At 64.8% G+C, this 17,230-nt stretch carries 19 protein-coding genes; 12 read left to right on the forward strand and 7 right to left on the reverse strand.

Annotated features, from left to right (window positions below; genetic code table 11):
* On the reverse strand, nucleotides 1–443 hold a 443-nt coding region (locus AC4D2Q_RS13655; protein ID WP_490947075.1), incomplete at its 3' end, for a hypothetical protein.
* Between the two features lie 278 nt (nucleotides 444–721).
* On the opposite strand from AC4D2Q_RS13655, the gene AC4D2Q_RS13660 reads away from it, so the two are divergent.
* Both AC4D2Q_RS13660 and AC4D2Q_RS13665 read left to right on the forward strand, forming a co-directional pair.
* Nucleotides 722–2,218: an LssY C-terminal domain-containing protein gene (locus AC4D2Q_RS13660; RefSeq protein WP_490947077.1), complete on the forward strand. Its 1,497-nt coding sequence runs from the start codon at nucleotides 722–724 to the stop codon at nucleotides 2,216–2,218.
* Between the two features lie 67 nt (nucleotides 2,219–2,285).
* Nucleotides 2,286–3,008, forward strand: coding sequence for an SDR family NAD(P)-dependent oxidoreductase (locus AC4D2Q_RS13665; RefSeq protein ID WP_490947079.1), 723 nt, complete (start codon nucleotides 2,286–2,288; stop codon nucleotides 3,006–3,008).
* A gap of 19 nt (nucleotides 3,009–3,027) precedes the next feature.
* On the opposite strand, the gene AC4D2Q_RS13670 is transcribed toward AC4D2Q_RS13665, so the two are convergent.
* A complete protein-coding gene (locus AC4D2Q_RS13670; protein ID WP_490947082.1) occupies nucleotides 3,028–3,996 on the reverse strand; it encodes an AraC family transcriptional regulator in 969 nt (322 codons plus the stop codon).
* 114 nt (nucleotides 3,997–4,110) lie between these two features.
* Here AC4D2Q_RS13670 and AC4D2Q_RS13675 point away from each other — a divergent pair, with 114 nt between their 5' ends.
* A complete protein-coding gene (locus AC4D2Q_RS13675) occupies nucleotides 4,111–4,848 on the forward strand; it encodes an SDR family oxidoreductase (RefSeq protein ID WP_490947084.1) in 738 nt (245 codons plus the stop codon).
* 2 nt (nucleotides 4,849–4,850) lie between these two features.
* Here AC4D2Q_RS13675 and AC4D2Q_RS13680 read toward each other — a convergent pair whose 3' ends face one another.
* Both AC4D2Q_RS13680 and AC4D2Q_RS13685 read right to left on the reverse strand, forming a co-directional pair.
* Nucleotides 4,851–5,351, reverse strand: coding sequence for an ASCH domain-containing protein (locus AC4D2Q_RS13680; RefSeq protein ID WP_490947087.1), 501 nt, complete (start codon nucleotides 5,349–5,351; stop codon nucleotides 4,851–4,853).
* Nucleotides 5,352–5,461: 110 nt separating this feature from the next.
* Nucleotides 5,462–7,360: an FAD-binding monooxygenase gene (locus tag AC4D2Q_RS13685; protein WP_490947370.1), complete on the reverse strand. Its 1,899-nt coding sequence runs from the start codon at nucleotides 7,358–7,360 to the stop codon at nucleotides 5,462–5,464.
* A 317-nt stretch (nucleotides 7,361–7,677) separates the two neighbouring features.
* Between AC4D2Q_RS13685 and AC4D2Q_RS13690 the strand changes: the two genes are divergently transcribed.
* Complete coding sequence (locus tag AC4D2Q_RS13690; RefSeq protein WP_490947089.1) at nucleotides 7,678–9,225, forward strand: M20/M25/M40 family metallo-hydrolase; 1,548 nt, start codon at nucleotides 7,678–7,680, stop codon at nucleotides 9,223–9,225.
* Nucleotides 9,226–9,276: 51 nt separating this feature from the next.
* Nucleotides 9,277–10,233, forward strand: a complete 957-nt coding sequence (locus AC4D2Q_RS13695) for a D-2-hydroxyacid dehydrogenase family protein (protein WP_490947090.1) — start codon at nucleotides 9,277–9,279, stop codon at nucleotides 10,231–10,233.
* Nucleotides 10,234–10,441: 208 nt separating this feature from the next.
* Here AC4D2Q_RS13695 and mtnN read toward each other — a convergent pair whose 3' ends face one another.
* Nucleotides 10,442–11,191: a 5'-methylthioadenosine/S-adenosylhomocysteine nucleosidase gene (gene mtnN / locus AC4D2Q_RS13700; RefSeq protein ID WP_490947091.1), complete on the reverse strand. Its 750-nt coding sequence runs from the start codon at nucleotides 11,189–11,191 to the stop codon at nucleotides 10,442–10,444.
* Nucleotides 11,188–11,655: an S-ribosylhomocysteine lyase gene (locus AC4D2Q_RS13705; RefSeq protein ID WP_490947092.1), complete on the reverse strand. Its 468-nt coding sequence runs from the start codon at nucleotides 11,653–11,655 to the stop codon at nucleotides 11,188–11,190. Before AC4D2Q_RS13705 ends, mtnN begins: the two co-directional genes overlap by 4 nt.
* A gap of 302 nt (nucleotides 11,656–11,957) precedes the next feature.
* Between AC4D2Q_RS13705 and AC4D2Q_RS13710 the strand changes: the two genes are divergently transcribed.
* From AC4D2Q_RS13710 to AC4D2Q_RS13740, 7 genes are all read left to right on the forward strand, one after another.
* The gene (locus AC4D2Q_RS13710; RefSeq protein WP_490947093.1) at nucleotides 11,958–12,302 is read left to right on the forward strand and encodes a YnfA family protein; all 345 of its coding nucleotides are present in this window, start codon (nucleotides 11,958–11,960) and stop codon (nucleotides 12,300–12,302) included.
* The gene (locus AC4D2Q_RS13715; protein ID WP_490947094.1) at nucleotides 12,299–13,351 is read left to right on the forward strand and encodes a DUF2891 family protein; all 1,053 of its coding nucleotides are present in this window, start codon (nucleotides 12,299–12,301) and stop codon (nucleotides 13,349–13,351) included. Before AC4D2Q_RS13710 ends, AC4D2Q_RS13715 begins: the two co-directional genes overlap by 4 nt.
* A gap of 61 nt (nucleotides 13,352–13,412) precedes the next feature.
* Nucleotides 13,413–13,718: a hypothetical protein gene (locus AC4D2Q_RS13720; protein ID WP_490947095.1), complete on the forward strand. Its 306-nt coding sequence runs from the start codon at nucleotides 13,413–13,415 to the stop codon at nucleotides 13,716–13,718.
* A 10-nt stretch (nucleotides 13,719–13,728) separates the two neighbouring features.
* A complete protein-coding gene (locus tag AC4D2Q_RS13725; RefSeq protein WP_490947096.1) occupies nucleotides 13,729–14,367 on the forward strand; it encodes a histidine phosphatase family protein in 639 nt (212 codons plus the stop codon).
* A gap of 356 nt (nucleotides 14,368–14,723) precedes the next feature.
* Nucleotides 14,724–15,389, forward strand: a complete 666-nt coding sequence (locus AC4D2Q_RS13730; RefSeq protein ID WP_490947097.1) for an alpha/beta hydrolase — start codon at nucleotides 14,724–14,726, stop codon at nucleotides 15,387–15,389.
* A gap of 89 nt (nucleotides 15,390–15,478) precedes the next feature.
* Nucleotides 15,479–15,754: a hypothetical protein gene (locus AC4D2Q_RS13735; protein WP_490947098.1), complete on the forward strand. Its 276-nt coding sequence runs from the start codon at nucleotides 15,479–15,481 to the stop codon at nucleotides 15,752–15,754.
* Nucleotides 15,751–16,317, forward strand: coding sequence for a hypothetical protein (locus AC4D2Q_RS13740; RefSeq protein ID WP_490947099.1), 567 nt, complete (start codon nucleotides 15,751–15,753; stop codon nucleotides 16,315–16,317). The genes AC4D2Q_RS13735 and AC4D2Q_RS13740 overlap by 4 nt, the downstream gene beginning before the upstream one ends.
* 23 nt (nucleotides 16,318–16,340) lie before the next feature.
* Here AC4D2Q_RS13740 and AC4D2Q_RS13745 read toward each other — a convergent pair whose 3' ends face one another.
* Nucleotides 16,341–17,186, reverse strand: coding sequence for an aldo/keto reductase (locus tag AC4D2Q_RS13745; RefSeq protein WP_490947100.1), 846 nt, complete (start codon nucleotides 17,184–17,186; stop codon nucleotides 16,341–16,343).
* Between the last annotated feature and the right edge of the window lie 44 nt (nucleotides 17,187–17,230).

Here is a 17,230-nt window from a genome sequence, read left to right on the forward strand (position 1 = left end):
GTGGCCGTGTGGGTGTCGCAGAGGGTTCCGGCGTCCATCATGAGCATCTTCGCGGTCCCGGTAGGAAGATGCAGGATTGCTGCTGCTTCCTCCGCGGCGAGACTGAAAGCCAAACCCGGATCCAACTGCCGGTCTTCATTCGATCCTGTTTCCGGCAGGAAGCCGTTCCGGAAGATCCCCTCCAACCGGTTCAGGACCCTGGCCTGCTGCGCCTGCGCCCACCGGACAAGGTGGTCCAACCGGGCCAGGACGGCACCGGCTTCATCCTGGTCAAAGACTTCAACACCCTGCAGGGCCAGGCTGCCGGTGAACCCTTCGCGGTAGGACGGACCGAAAGCAACACCCTCTACTGCGCCGGGCTCAGCGGAATAAACGGCTACGTTCCGCGCCGTTGCCGTCCACGCACCCGACGTGTTCCCTGAAGACGATCCGTGCTGATCCATGTCCTCAGGCTTTCACCCGCCACTGACATTCCCGACCCGAAAACAGCTCCGAAAGACCCAAAATCGGCCCTGCGAGTACGGGCCAAATACCCGTCTTTTCGAGTTATCTTCTAATTCGACTTCTAGCCCCAAACATCCGGCGCAGAACGGTGCGCTGTCACCCGTGCACTGACCCGGGCCCCAAAATCACGGGCCGGGACAAGGCAGTTGTGGTGCCATCTCCCGGAAGAAACGGCGGGGCATTGACGGCCGGAAGGGGCGCAAGCCAGCGTGGTTCTATGACAAAGCCGGGCGACGACGGCGCCGGACGCCCGCCGGGGACCGGCGCAGGAGACACTGAGAGAACAAATATCTCCGGAACGACTGAACCGGCCGGCGTGACTGCATCGACGCACGCCGCCACTGACATATCCGGTGCCACAGTCTCCGACTCCGTCACCGAACTGCCGCCCAGTACCGCAGCAACCGCCGTCGACCGGATCTTCTTCGCGTTCAGCGGCCTCGCAGCCATTTGGTTTGTGGTGCTGCTGCTCGTTGAAGGTCTGGAGCTGCACGGGCACATCGGATTCGTGATCGTGTTCTGGGTGGCCCTGGCCTATTTGGTGCTGCCCCGCGTCTACGGGATCCTGTCGCAAATCTTGATTCCCAATTACTTCATGGGACGCACACGGACCAACGCCGGATTATTCGGCGATGCCGTCAACCTCGCCTTCCTGGGGACCGAGGTACAACTGCACGGTGCCCTGGACCGGGCTGGCTGGAAGCTGGCAGATCCAGTCTCGCTGGGCAGCAGCTGGCGGATTGTTTCCTCCACTCTGCTGCACCGCAGCTATCCACATGCGCCGGTTAGTCCGCTGCTGCTCTTTGACCGGGAGCAGGATTTTGCCTATGAGCAGGAGATGCACGGCAACCCTCGCCAGCGCCACCATGTGCGGTTCTGGCGGTGCCCGGAAGGGTGGATGCTGCCCGGCGGAATTGCCGCGGACTGGCTGGGAGCCGCTTCCTTCGACCGCGCCGTCGGACTTTCCCTGTTCACGTTGCAGGTCACCCATCGGGTTGGTGAAAACATCGACGCCGAACGGGACTATCTGCTGTCCACCATCGAAAAGTCCTCCCCCGAGGTGACGGTGCGAGTTATCAAAAACTTTTCCACCGGATACCACTCGCGCAACGGCGGGGGCGATTCGATTGTCACGGACGGTGATCTGCCTGTGACCGATCTGTCCCTAGTATCGGAAACAGACGTACCGGAAACAGAAGTGCCGCAAACGGGGCTCACCGAATCGAAGCGGACGGCAGCGGAAGGACGGGACCAGCACCGGATCTCCCGGCCGCCGCCCATCATCGTCGGTTCGATTCTGGTGCTCCTGCGAGGCATCGCCGCGCTGACGGTGGCGGCTCCGTTTCTGGCCGGGTTTGCCCATGCCCCGTGGGTTACGCAACTGTTGGGCGAAGAAAACCGCGGCCTCGCAGACTTGGGCGGTGCCTATGCACCCGTGAGCGTCATCATGGCCCTCTTCGCCTGCGCCGAGGTGCTGCTGGCGGTACTGATCCTTCGGGGCAGCAATATCGCCCGCATTACGGCCATGTCCCTAAGCGCCGCCGCTATCATCCTGCAGATTAGTGCCGTGTTTGCCGGCACGGTTACCACCCTTGGCAGCAACTTTTTTGGCTATTCCTTCGACATCCTGCTCATTTTTGCCCTTTCCAGCAGCCGTGCGCGCGTCTACAGCTACAGCCGGAGCCGTAGCCGTAAGCGGATGAGTAACATTTGAACCGCGTGCGCACAGGACACGGTCCAGCATTGAAGATCCCCCGATCCCCCGGAAGGGAAGCCACACCATGAGAATCCTCGTGACCGGATCAGCTGACGGACTCGGCAGGGCAGCCGCTGAATCACTGCTCACCGCGGGGCACGACGTCGTCGGTCACGCGCGCAACCGGGACCGCGCGGATGCTCTTGCACCGCTGCTCGAGCGCGGTGCGGACCTCGTGGTCGGCGACTTCGGGGACCCTGAAGCGGTGCGGCAGGTGGCCGCCGAACTCAACGCCGGAACTCCGCTGGACGCCGTGATCCACAACGCCGGAGTAGCGGGCGGCCGGGCCGTCATGCCCGTCAACGTCGTCGCGCCCTACCTGCTCACCGCGCTGCTCAAGGGACCGCAGCGGCACATCTATCTGAGCAGTAATGACCACTACGCCGGGCGCCCCTCCCTGGACGGCGTTGACTGGCAGGGTAACGCGGCGGGTTCCTACGCGGACAGCAAGCTGTTTGTCACCACATTGGCGGCCGCGCTGGCGAAGCTGCGCCCCGATGTGCTCAGCAATTCGGTGGACCCCGGCTGGGTGCCCACAAAAATGGGCGGCCGCGGTGCGCCCGATGATCTGGAGCTCGGCCATCAGACCCAGGTGTGGCTCGCGGTCAGCGACGAGCCCGACGCGCTCACCAGCGGAGGCTACTGGTACCACGGACGACGGCGGCAGCCCCATGAGGCGGTGAACGACGCCGGCTTTCAGGATGCACTGCTGCGCACCCTGGCGAAGGAGACGGGTACCGCGCTGTAACTAGTTGGCCGCACCGGGATTAGTGAGCCGCACCCGCAACTCGCAGGTCTTCCTCGCGTGTCCGTGTCCGGTACTGCAGCGGGGAAACACCGATGGTCCGTTTAAAGGCGGTGCTGAACGCACTCTCGGAGGAATAGCCCAAATCCAGCGCCAGCGTCCGGATACGGGTGTCGCCGGAACGCAGCTCCCGCTGGGCGGTAAGCATCCGCCAATTATTCAGGTACGCCCGCGGCGGCATTCCCGCCACTTCGCGGAACCGTTCAGCAAAGGCGGTGCGGGACATCGCGGCGGCCCGGGCGAGGTCCTGCAGGCTCCAGGGCCGGGACGGCTGGGCATGAATCAGCGCTACCGCAGGCCGGAGCCGTTCATCAGCAAGAAGCTTCAGCCAGCCGGTAGGCAGCTCCGCCTCTTCCATGAAGGCGCGGAGCACCTCCACCAGCAGGAGCTGCCCGTATTGCCGGACAGCAAACGCAGAGCCCATCCGTTCCCGGGACACTTCTGCGAACAGCTGCTCCATGAGCGCGTGCATATGGGGCGCGGCCGGGGTTCCGGAACGGATGTGCGCCACTGGCGGCAGCGCGTGCAGCAGCAGTTCCCGTCCGGTTGCATTCACGGCAACCCGGCCGCCGATGATGATGTCCTCCCCACCGGCCGGCCCCTCCCCCACCCGGACAAAGGTGCCGCTGGCGGGCGGATCCAGACGCAGCCTGACGCCGTCGTCGTCCTCCAGGCCGCCGGTAGTGCCGCCCTCGAGCCGGAGCCAGGCACGGCCGTTGAGTACTGCCACGTCGCCGGCTTCCAGGAGCAGCGGCGCATCCATGCCGTCGGTGGAGACCCGCATCCGGCCCTGCACCACGGCGAAGAACTTCAGGTCCTCATCCAGCCGGCTTTCTGACTCCCAGCGCCCATGCACCGCACTGCTGCCCGAAATTATTCCGCGGACCTCAATAAAGTCCAGCACTTCGGATAACCGGTCGCTCATTGTCATGTTTGTACTGTAGAGCAATAAACCCGGACTTTTGCTTATTCCGCGTACGGATTTTGTTGGACAGACTAAACACATCGTCCCGGTCGGGACGGCAGTATTTCTCTAGGAGTCCCCATGGAAAACAACATGATTGCCCTCGTTACCGGTGCCAACAAGGGCATAGGCCGCCAGATCGCCGGCAAGCTCGCGGCGCTGGGCCACACCGTCGTGGTCGCCGCCCGCAGTGCCGATGCCGGAGAGACGGCCGCCGCAGAACTGCGCGCCGCCGGAGGTGAGGCTGTCGCCGTCGTCCTGGACGTCACGGACCCCGCGTCGGTGGCGGCCGCAGCGGACGAGGTCAAACGCCGTTTCGGCCGGCTCGATGCCCTGGTAAATAACGCCGGCATCGTCGCCACGCCGGGGGTCAGCTTCGCGGCCCAGCAGCCGGGCTCTGCCGACGTGGAGGAGATCCGCGCCGTTTTCGAGACCAACTTCTTCGGCGTCATCACCGTGACCGCGGCCTTCCTGCCGCTGCTGCGCCTCTCCGCAGCTCCCCGGATTGTCAACGTCTCCAGTGTGGCCGGATCACTGGCCGCAGTCTCGGATCCGGCGAACAATGATCCGATTGCCGCCGGTTACGCGCCCTCCAAGACGGCGCTGACGTCCCTGACCCTGCAGTATGCCCGCGGCCTGGCGCCGGAAGGCATCCTCGTCAACGCGGTTTGCCCCGGCTTTGTGGCCACGGACCTGAACGGCTTCCGCGGCACCCGCACCCCGGAACAGGGAGCCCGGGCCGCGGTCCGGATGGCCACCATCCCTGCCGGCGGGCCCACCGGCACCTTCAGCGATGAGGACGGTCCCCTGCCCTGGTAGGGCTATTGGTTGATCGGCCAGACCACTTTAAAGCGTTCAAACACCAGCTCATCGGATTCGGACCAGGACCCGCCGCGCGCGGCCGACGTGCGTTCCCAGTACTTCCGGTGTTCACGCCGCCAGGACTCCAGGCTGAGATCGTCCTCCCCTTCCTCCCGTGCAAAGGCCTCGTCCGCGTCACGAAACGTGCCCAGCCTCAGTTCAGTGGTCCGCAGAACCGCCCGCGGCACACCGCCACTGTCGCAGACAATCCAGTGGATGCCGATCCGCGGCAGCTGATCCCCGCCGTCGACATATTCCGCGACGAGTGAGGAGGTGGCGGTTTTCCGCCCGTCCAGCACCAGCGCCAGCAGCTCGTCGGCGAGTCTGGGGGAATCACCGAAGGTCTCCACGTTGTACTGGCTGTCGGCAGCGGCCTGCTCGGGGTACGCGGCGGCGTAGTCATCCCAAAGGAGCGCGGCGGCGTCAAAGTCGGGCGTTATCGGGGCGGAAGGGGTGTCCATGGTGCCCAGTCTGTCATTGCCGCAGCCACGCCGCACCCCAATGCTGTCCATCAGTTAACGCAGGACGACGGCGGCACCCGGGTGCCGCCGTCGTCCTCCTTGGAGCGGGTTTAAGACTGTGGCTGGCGGGCCGGGAGCAGCGGAGCGAAGAACTCCCCCAGCTCCGCAGCGGCCGTCAGCGGCAGCACGTTGGCCACGTACTGGTCAGGGCGGACCACCACCACAACACCGCTGCGGTCCAGACTGCGCTCCTCGAAGATGTCCGCCCGGGGATCGGCGCCGTACACCTTGGCCAGATCGGTGAGCCGGAACGGACCCACCTCAGGCTTGAAGACTGCCGGCACCGCATTGAGGTCGATCCCGTTATGGTCCTGCTGGTAGATGACCCTCACATCGAACCAGGCATCGCGGTCCAGATCCGCCCGCGTGGCAGCCAGCGGAGATTCCGGAGCACTCTCCAGCCATGCAGCCAGATCGGTGACCGGCGACGGAGCTCCGGCCGGGGCGGAATCGGCGAACACATAGATGCGCCAGCGACCGTCGGCCTTGGCCTGATGGCCCAGGTGCACCGGGTTGGTGTCCGAAACGCGCCGCACGGTGGCGGATTTGAAGCGCTTGCCAATCGGGAAACCGGCGGCCAGCTCCTGATGCTTCGCTTCGGCAATCAGCATCGACGGCGTGTATTCGGTCATGAACCCGGCGGGGAACTCCGCGGTGCGCACATAGAAGTCCTCGAGGTCCGAAGGATTCTCGAACTCCTCGGGCCGCTTCGCCATCAGGGTGGACCATTCCTTGTCGAAGTCGATGAGGTTCTGAGCCACCACCTGACGCTCGGCCGAATACGTGGACAGCAGCGATTCCGGGCTGCGGCCGTCCAGTACATGGCCGAGCTTCCAGCCGATGTTGAAGCCGTCCTGCATGGACACGTTCATGCCCTGTCCGGCCTTTGCGCTGTGCGTGTGACAGGCATCGCCGGTGATGAAGACGCGCGGCGAACGGGTGCCCAGATCTTCGGGCAGCACGTCATCAAACCGGTCGGTGAGCCGGTGGCCCACCTCGTAGACGCTGTGCCAGGCGACGTTGCGGACGTCCAGCGTGTAGGGGGCGAGGATGCCGTTGGCCTTCGCGATGATCTGTTCAATGGTGGTCTTGCGGACGGCACCGTTGTCATCCTCGGGGACCACGCCGAGGTCCACGTACATCCGGAACAGGTGCCCGCCCTCGCGCGGAATGAGCAGGATGGAGCCGCCGTTGGAGGACTGGATGGCACACTTGGTCCGGATGTCCGGGAAGTCGGTCTTCGCTAGCACGTCCATGACGCCCCAGGCGTGGTTGGCCTTGTCGCCTTCCAGGCTGCAGCCGATGGCGGCACGGACCTTGCTGCGGGCACCGTCGGAGCCCACCACGTATTTGGCCTTCACCGTGCGTTCGGTGCCTTCATGGGGACCGGCGGTGTGCAGCAGGGTGACGGTCACCGGATACTCGGCATCGTCGTCGACCTCCAGGCCAACGAATTCAAAACCGTAGTCAGGGGTCATGCGGGTGGGCGCGAAGGCCATTGCGCGGGCAAAGTAGTCCAGCACGCGGGCCTGATTGACGATCAGGTGCGGGAACTCGCTGATCCCGGCTTCGTCGTCGAGCGCGCGTCCGGAGCGGACGATGCGCGAGGGATCCTCGGGGTCCGGGCGCCAAAAGCACATTTCCGTAATCCGGTAGGCCTCAGCCGTGATCTCCTCTGCAAACCCAAAGGCCTGGAACGTTTCCACGCTGCGGGCCTGGATCCCGTCCGCCTGACCGATGGCCAGCCGGCCGTCACGGCGTTCCACAATCCGGGTGGCGATGTTCGGGAACTGGGCCAGCTGGGCGGCAGTAAGCATGCCCGCAGGCCCTGATCCGACAATCAGCACGTCCATCTGATCGGGAAGGTCCTCGGGGCGGTCAATGCCGACGCCGGCGGCCGGCTGAATGCGCGGGTCTCCGGATACGTAGCCGTGATGGTGGAACTGCACGGGTGTCCTCACTTCTTTGTGTCTGCGGTTGCCGGCCTGCCGCGAAATGCGGTGCTGTTCGATATTTGAACACGACGTTCTATAGTCGAAACACGGTCGGTGCGATCACTCTACGGCAGGCATGACGCAGGTCACAAGCTGCGCAAACTTGCGAGTCTGCCGCTGCGAGGCGGCACCCGTCCATCCAACGGTCCGCCTGCCCCGCTCTTTAGCCCCGTTCCTGCGCCTGCCTATTGCCGTGACGGAGGTCCCCTGTCAGCATGGCGGCCCCCGGCGTCCTTCACTGGGACAAGCCGCCGCACCGAGAGGGAACCAGAATGCGCACCCATAATCCCGTCCCCAGCAACCAACCGGCACTGAGCCTTCGCCGCAGGACATTCCTGGGCGGCGTGGCCGGCACCACCGCCGCCGGACTCGCCGGCCTGAGCCTGCTCACCGCACCCTCGGCCGTTCCGGCGCCGGCCGCCCCCGCCATTCCCGGCACTGACCTGGATCCGCTGGACCTGCTCAAACGGATGCTCTCCTTCGACACCCAGAACTTTGGGACCGGCGGCAATACCCGCCCCCACGCCGAAATGCTGCAGGAGGTCTGGACCCGCGCGGGAGTTCCCGTGGAGATTGTGGACACCCCGCAACCGAACAACGTGCACGTGATCGCACGAATCCCGGGCACCGGCCGGGCAGAGCCGCTGCTGCTTTTGGGCCACTCGGACGTCGTTCCCGTTGAACTGGAAAATTGGACGGCGGATCCGTTCAGCGGCGAAGTTCGCAACGGCGAAATTTACGGGCGCGGAGCCCTGGACATGAAGGGGGCGAACGCCGCTTCCATTACGGCCCTGCTTCGCCATCTCAGCGAAGGTGCCCGGTTCGACCGGGACATCATCGTCCTCACGGACTGCGACGAGGAGGCGGGGTCCTTTGGCTCCCGCTGGCTCGCAGCCAATTACTGGGAGAAGCTCGACGCCGGTTCCGTGCTCACCGAGGGCGGCTGGTTCCTGGCCCAAGACGACGGAACCACCCCCATGCTCATCAGCGCCACGAGGCAGGACAAGGTCTACTTCAACATCGACCTCATCGCGCGGGGCACCGCGACCCACTCGTCCAAACCGCTCGGTGATGCCGCAATCGTCACCCTTGCCCGCGCCGTCGCGAAGCTGGGTGACTGGCAGGCGCCGGTCTATCTCACGGATGTGACCCGCGAGTACTTCCGCGCCGTGGCCGATGCCACGACCAACCGGAAGTTCGCCCAGGCGCTGCGGAGGATGCTGGAGGCACGGAATCCACAGACCTTGGAACGCTGGGCGCGCATGGTCATCGCCAAGTCTCCCTACCCTGCGCTGCACGGCGCGCTGCTGCGCACCACCCACGCATTCGTCATCGAAAACGCCGGCTACAAGGAGAATGTCATTCCTTCCAGCGCCGAAGCACGGATCAACTGCCGCGCCATTCCCGGCGGCCAGAAACCGCGGGAATTCCTGGCCCAGGTGCGCGAGCAGCTGTCCCGGAAGGACGTGGAAGTTCGGATAGCCGCCCCGGAAGGTGTCTCGGAAGAGGAATACCTGGCCACGCTTGACCAGACCTGGGCCACCCCTCCGGCCGATACCAACACCGATCTGTTCCGGGCGCTGAAATCAGCGGCGCGGGACACCTACCCGGGAGCTCGTTTCACACCCGCCCTGTTCGAGGCCGGGACAAGCCTGGCACCGTGGCGAGACCGCGGAATACCGGGGTACGGCGTGTACCCCTATGTCCTCAGCAACGCCCAGCTGATTGGGATGCACGGCAACGACGAACGCATCTTCACCGCTGCGCTCCAGCAGGGTACCGATTACATGTACTCCGTGTTCTCCCGGTTCAGGGTTTAGCTGTCAGTTATTGTCGGTGCATCCCCGAAGTTGCCGGCAGAGGAAAAATACATGGTTCTGAAATGCGCAGTGCTCGACGATTACCAGCACGCCGCCACCCGGTTCGCCGATTGGACCGAGCTTGGTGACCAGGTTGAGCTGACTGTGTTTCCGGATCACCTCACCGGGGAGGATGCGCTGGCACAGCGGCTGGCCGGCTTCGACGTCGTCGTGCTCATGCGCGAACGCACGCCGTTTCCGGCCAGTCTCTTGGCGCGGCTTCCCCGGCTGAAGCTGCTGGTGACCACCGGCATGCGCAATGCCGCGGTCGACCTGCAGGCAGCGCGGGCGCACGGGGTGATTGTCTGCGGAACGGAGAGCAATTCCGCGCCGCCCGCGGAGCTGACCTGGGCCCTGATCCTGGGTCTTGCCCGGCATCTGGTTCCCGAGGCAACCGCCCTGCGGAACCGCGGCCCGTGGCAGCACACCGTGGGCGCTGATCTGCAGGGCGCCACCCTTGGGCTGCTGGGATTGGGCAAGATCGGATCGCAGGTTGCCCGGGTCGGAAACGCGTTCGGCATGGAAGTTATCGCGTGGAGCTCCAACCTCACGGCGGATCGCGCGGAGGCGTCGGGCGCCCGGCTCGCTGCCTCCAAGGAGGAGCTGCTGGCCGTTTCCGACGTCGTCTCCATCCACTTGGTGCTCAGTGACCGCACGCGGGGGCTGCTCGGGGCCGGGGAGCTCGCCCTGATGAAGCCCACTGCCTGCCTGGTGAACACGTCGCGGGCTGCCATCGTGGACCAGGCCGCGCTGCTTGATGCCCTTCAGCGGCAGACGATTGCCGGGGCCGGGCTGGACGTCTTCGAGGAAGAGCCGCTGCCGGCGTCGTCCCCTTTCCGAGACCTGCCCAACGTTCTGGCAACGCCCCACCTTGGCTATGTGACCGAGCGGAACTACGGCACGTTCTTTCCACAGGTGGTGGAGGACATTTCGGCATTCCTGGCGGGCAGTCCCGTGCGGATGCTATAGCTCCGCCCGGCGCCTGCGGAGGGCGCCGGGCAGATTCCCTCCGCTTTGGGAAAAACCGCACGGTTTGGGAAAAATCGCACGGTCCGCAGCGTCCGGAATTTCCCAAACCGCAGGGGAAATCCCAAAGGGGCCGCGGAAACAGGTATGGACGCTGAAGTTCAGCCCGGAGGCGCCGCGTCCCGGTAAACCGATCCGCAGCACCTCCGCGTTAGGCGGGCTGGTAGGCGCCGGCCACTCCTGCCAGTGCGTCCAGCGAGGAGATCACCACGTTCGCCGACTGCGTTGCTGCGTCATCCACCTGGTCCCGGAAATCATCCTCGGCTGCCGGACCGCACAGGTCGGAGATGCCGCGGACAGAAATGAACGGAACACCAAAAACGAAGCAGGTCTGAGCAATCGCGGAGGACTCCATGTCCGTTGCCAGCGCACCGGGGAAACTACCCGTAATCAGTTCAGCCCGGGCGGGAGTCACAAAGTTGTAGCTGGAGACGATCAGGCCGTGGTGCAGGGGAATGGTTCCGCCGGTCTGGGCCAAGCGAATGGATTCAGTCAGCTGCTCAGGGACCGGGTAAATTTCGGGCATCCCCGGTACCTGGCCGAGCTTGTAGCCGAAGGCGCGGGCGTCGGCGTCCACATTGATGTATTCGGATCCCACCACGACGTCGCCCACACGGACGTCGGCTCCCAGTCCGCCCGCGCTGCCGGCGCTGATCACTACCGGCTGCTCAGTGTCTTCACCGGCGCGCTGCGCTTCGAGGATGGCGGTGGTCGCTGCTCCGGCGGCGTTGACGAGGCCGATGCCGGTTCTGACAAGTACCACGGGGTGGCCGCCCAGAACTGCGTCGCGGTGAACCGCGTTCCCGATCTGCCGGCCCGGGCCAACCTCTTCTGCCCGTTCGATAAAGGGGGCGAGCTCGTCGTCCATCGCGACGAGGATGACAAATGCAGCTGAACTCACGCGTACACCACATCCCAGCCGGCACGGTCCGCAAGGAAGCCTGTGGCCGCTGCCTGCGCTGCTTCAAGGGAGTGGTTGGCACCCCAGCCGCACTGAACCTCGTTGGCAGCAGGAACTGAGTCTGCGCGCAGAATGTCGTTCAATGTCACCTCAACCAGAGCAGCCACGTCATCAAAGGCCGGAGCGCCCTGCATCATCAGGTAGAAACCCGTCTGGCAGCCCATCGGGGAGAAATCAATCACCTTGTCTGAGTGATTGCGCGAATGCTCGGCGAAAAGGTGCTCCAGGGAGTGCACGGCGTCCATTTCGAGGTGGGCGGCGTTGGGCTGGGTGAAACGAACATCAAACTTGGTAATCACGTCACCGCCCGGAAGCTGCTTTGTGTCGGCAACCCGGATGTAGGGTGCCGCAACAAGACGGTGGTCGAGGTTGAACGATTCCACATTCATGCGCTCTTGATCCATCTTCATCCTTCTGTTCTGTTCGAGGTGGGCGTTCCGCCATCCAGGCCCAGGAATCCCCGGCCCCGGCAGCCGCAGTGAGCGGCAGGGGACAACAGACCAGACTATAGGGTCAAGCTGTCCAAATTTCTGAATGTCGCTGACGCACGGCGTAAAGGTGACAAACAACGCAACAAACCCGGCGCAATCCCTCCGCTTTGGGAAAAAACGACCGGTACGCGGAGGCAGGGATTTCCCAAAGCGGAGGAGCATCCCCAAGCGGCAGCCAGCCCCGAGTCCACCGGCGGGTACGGCAGGATGGACCTATGACCACTGCGAAAACCGTGCTGCTGTTCCTTCTGGCTGCCGTCGCCGAAATTGGCGGCGCCTGGATGGTGTGGCAGGCCGTCCGGGAGGACCGGGGCTGGTGGTGGGCCGGGCTCGGAGTGATTGCCCTGGGGTTGTACGGTTTTGTGGCGACGTTGCAGCCGGACGCACACTTCGGCCGGATCCTGGCCGCGTACGGCGGTGTGTTTGTGGCGGGCTCGCTCGCCTGGGGAATGGTCTTTGACGGCTTCCGCCCGGACCGCTGGGATATCGTCGGTTCGATGATCTGCCTGGTGGGCGTGGCCGTCATCATGTTTGCACCGCGGACGGCGGCCGCCTCATGACTGACGCACGCCGCGACGCTCTCGCCGCCGTCTACGCCGACGTCGTGCTGGACAACCTGCGCCGGCCCTACCCGTACGCCTCGCACCACGTTCAGGCCTCGCCCGAGGACCGGCCGAGCCCGCGCGAGGTGCACCCCAGCTTCCACACGTCCTTTGACTGGCACTCGTGCGTGCACATGCACTGGCTGGGCGTGAGCCTGCTGGAATACGGGCTCGACGACGGGCGGGATGCCGCCCTGCGCGCAGAACTGGACGCCACTCTGACGCCTGAGAACCTGGCCGCTGAAGGCTCGTATCTGCGCGCCAACCCGGGCTGGGAACGCCCCTACGGCTGGGCTTGGCTGATGCGCCTCGCCGGCGCTGCGGCCGCGTCGGCAGACCCGCAGATCTCCGGATGGGGAAAAGCACTGGACCCGCTGGCGGATGATGTGGCGCAGCTGGTGGAAGGCTGGGCCGCGAAGGTGGAGCACCCCGTCCGGCACGGCATCCACACCAACACGGCCTTCGGCCTGGGGATGCTGTACAGCTCGTTCCGTGTTCTGGGACGAGCAGAGGCCGCCACGACCTGCGCCGGCGCCGCGGTCAAGTGGTTCGCCGGTGACACCGGCTGGGCCGCAGAGTGGGAACTCAGCGGCCAGGACTTCCTCTCCGCCGGACTCAGCGAGGCTGATCTCATGGCACGAATTTTGGATCCGGCCGCCTTCGCCGAATGGTTCGCCGCGTTTCTGCCGGGATTGTCGGCGTCGTCCCGTATTTTGCAGCCGGTGTCCGTGACCGATGAAACGGACGGTTACATGGTCCACCTGCACGGCTTAAACCTTTCCCGCGCCGGCCAGGCCGCTCGGATCCTGCAGGTGCTGGAGGCAGCCGGAGAGGCGGGAGCGGCCGATGCAGCAGTATTGCGGGGCGGGCTGGATCCATTGCTCGACGCCGGTTTGGACGCCGTGGTCACCGCGGAATTCATGTCATCGCACTGGCTGGCCAGCTTCGCCTGGGACGCGCTCAGCAGCAGGGACACGCTCAACAGCAGGGCCGCACTGCCGGACTAAGCCCTTCACATTTGCATTCACATTGCCGGGAATTCTCGGCAGGGAGTGTCATAGTGAAGCCATGAATGGACCCGAGGTACCAGCCGCTGCGAATACGTCGGACCGCTTGTACGGTCGAATCGACCGGCTTTTTCTGCTGTTTCTTATTCTGGAGTTCGCAGCGTGGGCGCTGTTCCCTGGCCTGCCCCTTATCGTGGCCCTGGCTTCGCTGAAAACGCAGCTCCGTTTCTCGAAGTGGCGGCTTAGCGTCCTCTGGGTTGTTGCGGTATTGGCGACCCTGATCGTGATTGCACCGTTCATTATCGGATGGCTGGGGCTGAGCACTTTCTCGGAAAGCACCATCACGCCCACCGCGCCGGCCGGCTGACGGGGCAGCAGTGCGGAACTTGTACATCATCACCCACCCGGAGGCCACGCATCATGTCGAGAATCTCGTGGGTGGCTGGTACGACTCGGCGCTTACCGCCCGGGGTGTGGAGGACGCCCGCCGGATAGCCGCAGCACTCACTGGTCTCGTATCCGGCGACGGCGAAACGCTGCTCTTCAGCTCGGATCTTCTCCGGACCCGGCAGACGGCCGCAACGATCAGCGAACTGCTGGGCCTGGACATCATCTTTGATCCGGACCTTCGGGAACAGTCCTACGGGGCAGCCGAGGGAACGCCGGCTGGTTCCATCCCCTACGTTCCCCCGCCCGCTCAAGGAGAACGCATGAAACACCGCGACGGGGTGGAAGGGTCCGAGTCGCGACATATTTGGGCGGGCCGGCTCTACACAGCTCTGGACCGGATTCTCGCCGCGGGAGCCCGCAACACCGTTGTTGTGACCCACGGCGGTTCAGCCACGTACCTCATTGCCGCCTGGATCGGACTCCCCCTGGCTGCCGCCGGCTATGTGAAGTTCCGGCTGTCACCCGGAAGCATTACGCATCTGAACGAAGACGATTTCCACCATGACCGACGCGTTCTGGACCTGAACCTCACCGGCCATCTGGGGATACCCGAAACCCGGGGCTGATCTGTATATTCAGCCCCGGAGCAACCCGAACGGTTGCCGACTTCAGAAAGGCGCGGGCATGGCGAAGCTGGATTTACGGGTGCGGTTAATCGGACAGGCGCTGCGCAGGGTCTCGGTCACGGGGAAGAGTGAGGAGCAGATCCTCGCCGATCAGGAGCGTTCAATCGGGCACAACCCGGTCCTGGACTGGCTGCTGGGCGGACTCGCCGCCGGAGTGGACGTCAGCAATGACACCGCGGCCGGCGCTGAGGGCAGAATTCCCGTGCGCATCTACCGGCCGCACGGAGCCGCCGGCGCACTGCCGCTCGTGCTCCTGATTCACGGCGGCGGCTGGACCAGCGGAAATCTGGATACCTATGACTGGCTGGGCAGCAGCATCGCCAAGGGGGGGCGGCGCCGTCGTCGTCTCCCTGGACTACCGGCTGGCCCCTGCGCACCGCTGGCCGGCCGCGGCAGAAGACTGCTATGCGGCTCTGGTGGATGTGGCGGCCCGCGCGCCGCAGTGGCGGGCCGACAGCAGCCGGCTCGCCGTCGTCGGGGACAGCGCAGGCGGCAACCTTGCCGCCGTCCTGACGCTCATGGCGCGCGACCGGTCCGGCCCCGCCATCAGCTGGCAGGGCCTGATCTATCCCGCCACCGACCTCACCCTGGGCAGCGCCTCGCTGGAGGAGAACGCGGATGCGCCGGTGCTCACCAAGAGTGATGTCCTCGCCTTCCGCAGCCATTACGTGCCCGACGACGGCGACCGCAGCAATCCTTATGCCTCGCCGCTTCTGGCACCGGACCACAGCGGCCTGCCCCCGGCGCTCATCCAGGTGGCCGAACATGACCCGATCCGTGATGACGGCCTGCGATACGCCGAAGCCCTGCGCGCCGCCGGCGTCCCGGTCCGCGTCACCACCTATGTGGGGATGCCGCACGGTTACCTGGCCTTTCCGAAGCTGTGCCGCAGCGCACCTCAGGCGTTGGCGGAACTGTGCACGGAGCTGCGGGCCCAGCTGGCACCGGCACCGGCGCTGTAAATGGCGTTGTAACAGCACCGTTCCTGACCGACAAAAGAAGTTGTCAAGAAACCGTTGACACGACCATGGTGTCAAGTTCTAATTGACACATGAAAACTCAACGTGCTGCCTTTGCCGTTCTCGCGGTCCTGATGTTCGTGATCGGCGCTGCCGTGCTTGCTCTGTGGCTTGTGCTGGACCTGCACGGGTTCTTCAAGGGAATGTGCCAGGGCGCCGGGTTCATGCTGCTGGCCGGAAGTGTTTTTATCGCTGTCCGGTACGCCCGCAAGGGAAGCAAAGGTGGCGAGACCGCCGACTGGCTGCCCAGCAGGGACGGCGACGGCACCAGCGGCTGGCTGCCGGGACGCAACGGTGAGCGCCCGTGACCCGCACCGCACCCGAGGACCTGCAGGAGCAGATCGGCGCCCTGATTCTCGGAACTTACGACGACGCCGGCAAACTCACCGAGGCGGACCACCTCACTCTGGTCAGCCGGGCCGCTGCGGCGGAACAGGCCAGCCAGGAGCTGCAGCGGCGGGCTGTCACGGCAGCCCGCAGTGCCGGGATCAGCTGGGCTGCCCTGGGCCGGGAACTCGGCATGACACGGCAGGCGGTGCAGCAGCGTTTTGGCGGCAGGACGGATTCTGCAGAGTCCGGTGCCGTGGAGACCGATGCCGTGGAGCGGTGGCTCGGACCGGTCACCGCCTTCAATGAAATGGCGGAACTGGAGCTGGCCGGCCGGCTGGGTTGGCGAACGGTTGGAGCGGATGTCCTGCGGCACCGGATGCTGCGCACCGACACCCAGTGGGAGCATCGCCGGGTGCTGTGGACCAAGCCCTCCCACCTCTACGAGACGGACGGCTGGGAGGTCGGCTGCCGTGCCTTTCCGTGGCTGTACCTCGTTCGCGACCTGCACAGAGCCCCCGAACAGGATTCATCCGGGGGCTGAGCAGGGCCGGGGACAGTTCCTCTTTACTCCATCTTCACGCCGCTGAGCTGGCTGACAGCTTCCGGATCGCTGTGATCAAAGAACTGGGTTTTGCCCGTATCAAGATCCGCGATGGCAGCCATTTCCTGGGGGCTCAGCTCAAAGTCGAACACGTCCATGTTGGCCGCCATCCGGTCCGGCTGCACCGTTTTGGGGATCACCACAATTCCGCGCTGGATGAGCCAGCGCAGCACCACCTGGGCAACAGACTTCCCGTGTCCGGAGCTGATGGTGCTGAGCGTGGAGTTCCCGAAGAGGTTGTTCTTCCCTTCCGCGAAGGGGGCCCAGGACTCATGCCGGACGCCGTGGGTGTTCATCAGCTCATTCTCGATAGCCCGCTGGTAAAACGGATTCGTTTCAATCTGGTTCACCGCCGGAGTGACGTTGTTGTGAAGGATCAAATCCAGCAGCCGGTCGGATCCGAAGTTGGAGACCCCGATCGCCCGGGCGCCGCCGTCGTTGAAAATCTGTTCCATCGTCCGCCATTCGCCGTAAACGTCGCCGAAGGGCTGGTGGATCAGATACAGGTCCACGTAAGCCATGCCCAGGTTCCGCAACGAGGTTTGAAAGGCGGAGAGCGTGGTCGCTTCGCCGTTGTCCTGGATCCAGAGCTTGGTGGTGATGAACAGTTCATCGCGCGGGATACCGCTTTTCTGCACGGCCCGGCCCACGGCTTCTTCGTTTTGATACGCCGCAGCCGTGTCCAATGACCGGTAGCCGGCGTTCAGGGCGTTCGTGACCGCTTCTTCGGTTTTCTCGGACGGGATTTGATACACACCGAAACCAAGAATTGGCATGACCACGTCGTTATTGAGGGTGACGTACTCCATTGGGTTTCCTTTCAGTGGCAGCGTGGCTGCCCGGCGGGGTATGG

This window comes from Arthrobacter sp. TJ-178 (assembly GCF_058269275.1).

Excerpts from the sequence above, each read along its gene's own strand:
- AC4D2Q_RS13735 (WP_490947098.1), top strand. The coding sequence starts at position 15,479 with ATGAAAACTCAACGTGCTGCCTTTGCCGTTCTCGCGGTCCTGATGTTC.
- AC4D2Q_RS13710 (WP_490947093.1), top strand. The coding sequence starts at position 11,958 with ATGACCACTGCGAAAACCGTGCTGCTGTTCCTTCTGGCTGCCGTCGCC.
- AC4D2Q_RS13670 (WP_490947082.1), bottom strand. The coding sequence starts at position 3,996 with ATGACAATGAGCGACCGGTTATCCGAAGTGCTGGACTTTATTGAGGTC.
- AC4D2Q_RS13690 (WP_490947089.1), top strand. The coding sequence starts at position 7,678 with ATGCGCACCCATAATCCCGTCCCCAGCAACCAACCGGCACTGAGCCTT.
- AC4D2Q_RS13675 (WP_490947084.1), top strand. The coding sequence starts at position 4,111 with ATGGAAAACAACATGATTGCCCTCGTTACCGGTGCCAACAAGGGCATA.
- AC4D2Q_RS13665 (WP_490947079.1), top strand. The coding sequence starts at position 2,286 with ATGAGAATCCTCGTGACCGGATCAGCTGACGGACTCGGCAGGGCAGCC.
- AC4D2Q_RS13660 (WP_490947077.1), top strand. The coding sequence starts at position 722 with ATGACAAAGCCGGGCGACGACGGCGCCGGACGCCCGCCGGGGACCGGC.
- AC4D2Q_RS13730 (WP_490947097.1), top strand. The coding sequence starts at position 14,724 with ATGACTGGCTGGGCAGCAGCATCGCCAAGGGGGGGCGGCGCCGTCGTC.
- AC4D2Q_RS13705 (WP_490947092.1), bottom strand. The coding sequence starts at position 11,655 with ATGGATCAAGAGCGCATGAATGTGGAATCGTTCAACCTCGACCACCGT.
- AC4D2Q_RS13715 (WP_490947094.1), top strand. The coding sequence starts at position 12,299 with ATGACTGACGCACGCCGCGACGCTCTCGCCGCCGTCTACGCCGACGTC.
- AC4D2Q_RS13745 (WP_490947100.1), bottom strand. The coding sequence starts at position 17,186 with ATGGAGTACGTCACCCTCAATAACGACGTGGTCATGCCAATTCTTGGT.
- AC4D2Q_RS13680 (WP_490947087.1), bottom strand. The coding sequence starts at position 5,351 with ATGGACACCCCTTCCGCCCCGATAACGCCCGACTTTGACGCCGCCGCG.
- AC4D2Q_RS13720 (WP_490947095.1), top strand. The coding sequence starts at position 13,413 with ATGAATGGACCCGAGGTACCAGCCGCTGCGAATACGTCGGACCGCTTG.
- AC4D2Q_RS13695 (WP_490947090.1), top strand. The coding sequence starts at position 9,277 with ATGGTTCTGAAATGCGCAGTGCTCGACGATTACCAGCACGCCGCCACC.